Source organism: Microbacterium sp. CH-015 (assembly GCF_049707015.1).
Classification (GTDB): domain Bacteria; phylum Actinomycetota; class Actinomycetes; order Actinomycetales; family Microbacteriaceae; genus Microbacterium; species Microbacterium aurum.
Window position 1 is genome coordinate 1 of sequence record NZ_JBNAFJ010000022.1, and the last position, 3,725, is coordinate 3,725.

Annotated in this window: 5 protein-coding genes; 3 read left to right on the forward strand and 2 right to left on the reverse strand. The window is 68.5% G+C overall.

The window, feature by feature from the left end; genetic code table 11:
• Positions 1-19 precede the first annotated feature (19 nt).
• Both ACPYN4_RS15360 and ACPYN4_RS15365 read right to left on the reverse strand, forming a co-directional pair.
• A complete protein-coding gene (locus ACPYN4_RS15360; RefSeq protein WP_424446858.1) occupies positions 20-589 on the reverse strand; it encodes a CueP family metal-binding protein in 570 nt (189 codons plus the stop codon).
• Positions 590-674: 85 nt separating this feature from the next.
• Complete coding sequence (locus tag ACPYN4_RS15365; RefSeq protein WP_292859280.1) at positions 675-1,079, reverse strand: hypothetical protein; 405 nt, start codon at positions 1,077-1,079, stop codon at positions 675-677.
• A 121-nt stretch (positions 1,080-1,200) separates the two neighbouring features.
• Between ACPYN4_RS15365 and ACPYN4_RS15370 the strand changes: the two genes are divergently transcribed.
• From ACPYN4_RS15370 to ACPYN4_RS15380, 3 genes are all read left to right on the forward strand, one after another.
• On the forward strand, positions 1,201-1,632 hold the full coding sequence (locus ACPYN4_RS15370; RefSeq protein ID WP_203188291.1) for a DUF6153 family protein: 432 nt from the start codon (positions 1,201-1,203) through the stop codon (positions 1,630-1,632).
• A 36-nt stretch (positions 1,633-1,668) separates the two neighbouring features.
• Entirely contained in the window at positions 1,669-2,319 is a 651-nt protein-coding gene (locus ACPYN4_RS15375; RefSeq protein WP_424446859.1) for a DUF305 domain-containing protein, read from the forward strand.
• 154 nt (positions 2,320-2,473) lie between these two features.
• Positions 2,474-3,725 (forward strand): HAD-IC family P-type ATPase (locus tag ACPYN4_RS15380; RefSeq protein ID WP_424446860.1); only part of this gene is annotated, 1,252 nt, incomplete at its 3' end.

The window sequence follows — 3,725 nt, forward strand, 5'->3', positions numbered from 1 at the left end:
GGTCGCTTCCTCGGGCCCTCTACGTGAGAGGCAGATCGGTGAGGCAGGTGGGGTCATCCGCGCCAGTGGAGATGGGGGTGGTGATCGAGCCGTTCTCGTGCGTGATGGTGAGTGTGGCGTCGATGTCGCGGGGAAGCCACAGTCCGACGAAGCCGTTGCTGTTCGTCGTGCGTTCTTCGTCGAGCAGCACCTCGCCATCGTCGCCGACGACCGTGAGGTGGAGGGGCTCGTCGCCGAGCTCTCCGACGCAGGTGGTCAGACTGTGGAAGTAGCAGTCGTGCGTGGTGTTCCGGTACGGCGCGACGGAGAGGTAGAACTCGTCCTCGAGTGGGACGGAGGTCTCGGGCCCACCGTCGATGGTGAACAGCACGGCGTTCGGGCGCACGGATGCGATCAGGTCGTCGCGTCGGTCGTCGACCGGTGTCGCTTCGAGCTCGTCGATGACCTGGTGGATGGTCTGGTCGGGGAAACCGGCGGCGGCGAGTGGATCGGTGGTCGTACTGTCGGGGGTGGCGGCTGCGCAGCCGGTGACGAGGAGCAGGGTGGTCGCGAGGATCACGCCGAGGTTGGTTTTCGATGCGCGAGGCATGGCAGGGTTCACTTTCGTCGAAGGTTGTGTGGGCGCCCGGACACGGGCGATGCGGTTGCCGGCGAACAGTCCCGGCGGGCCGCACTCACGTTCGACTGACTGAAAGCTCCCAGAGCGTGAGGGAGCGCGGCGCAGCTGCTCCTTCGGCGGGCGACGGCTGTCGTGCGCCGGGAGACAGCGCGCGGAACCAGGCTCGCGTCGGCACCACGCCCGCATGCACGGTGGGTGGCTGCAACGTCATCCCGCAGTGCACGCCCATCGCGGCGTGCGGGCTGCCGTTTCCATCCGGGCACACCGCGCACCCCGCGCAGTCCGAGAGATCCGGGGAGTGGGTGCTCTCGCTCTGCGTCGACATCGCGGGCGCGGCATCCGCGGCCGTCGCGGGAGAGACATGCAGGGCGAGGAGAGCAACGAGGACCAGCCCGATGACCGCGCACATGCTGCGCCACCGCGCGTAGCGGCGAGAGCTGGTGATCGCGGACGAGGTCATGACTCCCTCAGGATGTCACGACGATCGCGTGCCCCCGCCCAGCCTTCTGACAGGAAAAATCAGCTGGCGGCGGGGTGGGGGTGAATACCCCGGTGGGGTACTCTGCGAACCAAGGAGATCTGTGGCCCTGGACACGACGCGAACTCGTCTGCATCCGCCGATGCTGTGGCGGTGGATGCTGTCGGTGTTGCTCGCGGCGCTGGTGATGGTGGGGCTGCTGGGCATGCACACGCTCATGACCGGGCACCCCGAAGCGCCGATGACGGCCGTTTCGAGCATCGGCGCCGAACACGGCCACGGCCCCTCGTCGGACACCGGTGTCGTCGCCGAGACCGCCTGTGCGGACTGCGCGCCCGGTGCGGCGCATGACGCGTTGATGGCGGCGTGCGTGCTCGGTCTGCTGGCGGTGGTGCTGTGGGCGGCGCGCTCCGGCCCCGGGGTCATCCGCGGCCGAAGCCGCGGGCCGAGCCCGCTGGCGCGTGTGGTCGGGGTGCTGTTGTCGGTGCTGCCCCGTCCGCCGTCGCTGCTGGACCTGTCCATCAGTCGAACGTGAACCGACTGTCCCGGCCCTCGTGGCCGGGGCTGAGTCATGCCCGCACGCGGGCGAAGTTCACCGATCGATGGAGAAGGACCAATGGTTGTGAAGAAGTTCCGATGGACGGTATTGACCGTCGTGCCGCTCGCGGTGGCGGTGTCGCTGGCAGGGTGCGCCTATGTCGGCGGCGGATCGATGCCGGGGATGGGCCAGGGCGGGATGATGTCGCCCACGTCGCCGTCTGTCCAGGTCAACGCGGCGGACGAGATGTTCGTGATCATGATGATCCCCCACCACGAGCAGGCGGTGGAGATGAGCGACACGATCCTCGGCAAGGACGGCATCGACGATCAGGTGCAGGCCCTGGCGCAGCAGATCAAGGACGCGCAGGCCCCCGAGATCGAGCTCATGCAGTCCTGGCTCACCAATTGGGGAAGGAGCTCCAGCGGCGACATGAGCGGGATGGGGCACGGTGACGGGATGATGTCCGATGGCGACATGGCGGCGCTGGAAGCCGCCGACGGCGCGGAGGCGGCGCGGTTGTTCCTGGAGCAGATGATCGTGCACCACGAGGGCGCGATCGAGATGGCGCAGACCGAACTCGACCAGGGAGCAAACGAGGAGGTGATCGCGCTCGCGCAAGCGATCCTGGACACGCAGACTACCGAGATCGCCACGATGGAGAACCTGCTCACCCAGAACTGAGGAGGCATTCCGGGGGTCTTGCCCTGTCGGACGCGAGACCCTCGGAATACCCCAGGGGGGTATTCCGTTTGATGGGTGATATGCGGCAATCCGAGGAAGCGCGGCCCGCCGGACGCCGGAATCATCCGACCACAGACCAGCGAGGAGGCTCGTCATGACCGATCCGCACGCACACCACCACGACCCATCACGGGGAACACGCGAGGCGCCGGTCGGCTCTCACGTCGCTGAGCACGGTGGCCACCACGTGAACGGCATGGACCACCCGGCCGGGCACGACCCTCACGGCGAGCATGATCACCCCGGTGGGCATGCCGGGCACGGGGCCGATCATGTGGCACGGTTCCGGCAGTTGTTCTGGATCAACCTGATCCTCGCGGTGCCGGTGGTCGCGTTCTCGAGCATGTTCGCCATGCTCTTCGGGTACTCGCTGCCCGACGCCCCCGGCATCAACCTGGTCGCTCCGCTGGTCGGTACGGTCATGTATTGCTGGGGCGGCTGGCCGTTCCTGTCCGGCGCGGTCAGCGAACTGCGGGCACGCACGCCCGGGATGATGCTGCTCGTCGGCGCGGCGATCACCGTCGCGTTTCTCGCATCCTGGGGCGCCAGTCTGGGCCTGCTGCACCATGAACTCGAGTTCTGGTGGGAGCTCGCGCTGCTGATCGTGATCATGCTCCTCGGCCACTGGATCGAGATGCGCTCCCTCGCCCAGACCACATCAGCCCTGGATTCACTCGCCGCGCTTCTGCCTGACGAGGCCGAGCGCGTCGACGGCGACCAGATCGTGACGGTTTCCCCCGCAGACCTCCGTGTCGGCGATGTGGTCGTGGTCCGTCCCGGCGGCAGCGTCCCCGCCGACGGCCGGATCGTCGACGGGCGGGCGGACATGGACGAGTCCATGGTCACCGGCGAATCACGCCCCGTCTCCCGCAGCACCGGCGACACCGTCACCGCGGGGACCGTCGCGACCGACTCCGGCCTGCGCGTCCAGGTCACCGCGACCGGAGACCAGACCACCCTCGCCGGCATCCAACGACTCGTCACCGACGCGCAGAACTCCACCTCCCGCGCCCAGCGCATCGCCGACCGCGCCGCCGGCTGGCTGTTCTGGTTCGCCCTCGGCGCCGCCGCGGTCACCGCCGTCGTCTGGACCCTCGTGGGCAGCCCGGACGACGCCGTCATCCGCACCATCACCGTCCTCGTCATCGCCTGCCCGCACGCGCTCGGACTGGCGATCCCGCTCGTGGTGTCCATCGCGACCGAACGCGCCGCCCGCGGCGGGGTGCTGATCAAAGACCGTCTCGCGCTCGAACAGATGCGCACCATCGACGCCGTCCTGTTCGACAAGACCGGAACCCTCACCAAGGGTGAACCCGTCGTCACCGCCATCGCCCCCACCGGCGGTC

What these genes read in the sequence shown, in the direction of transcription:
- ACPYN4_RS15360 (WP_424446858.1), bottom strand. Translation starts at nt 589, where the DNA reads ATGCCTCGCGCATCGAAAACCAACCTCGGCGTGATCCTCGCGACCACC.
- ACPYN4_RS15375 (WP_424446859.1), top strand. Translation starts at nt 1,669, where the DNA reads ATGCCCGCACGCGGGCGAAGTTCACCGATCGATGGAGAAGGACCAATG.
- ACPYN4_RS15365 (WP_292859280.1), bottom strand. Translation starts at nt 1,079, where the DNA reads ATGACCTCGTCCGCGATCACCAGCTCTCGCCGCTACGCGCGGTGGCGC.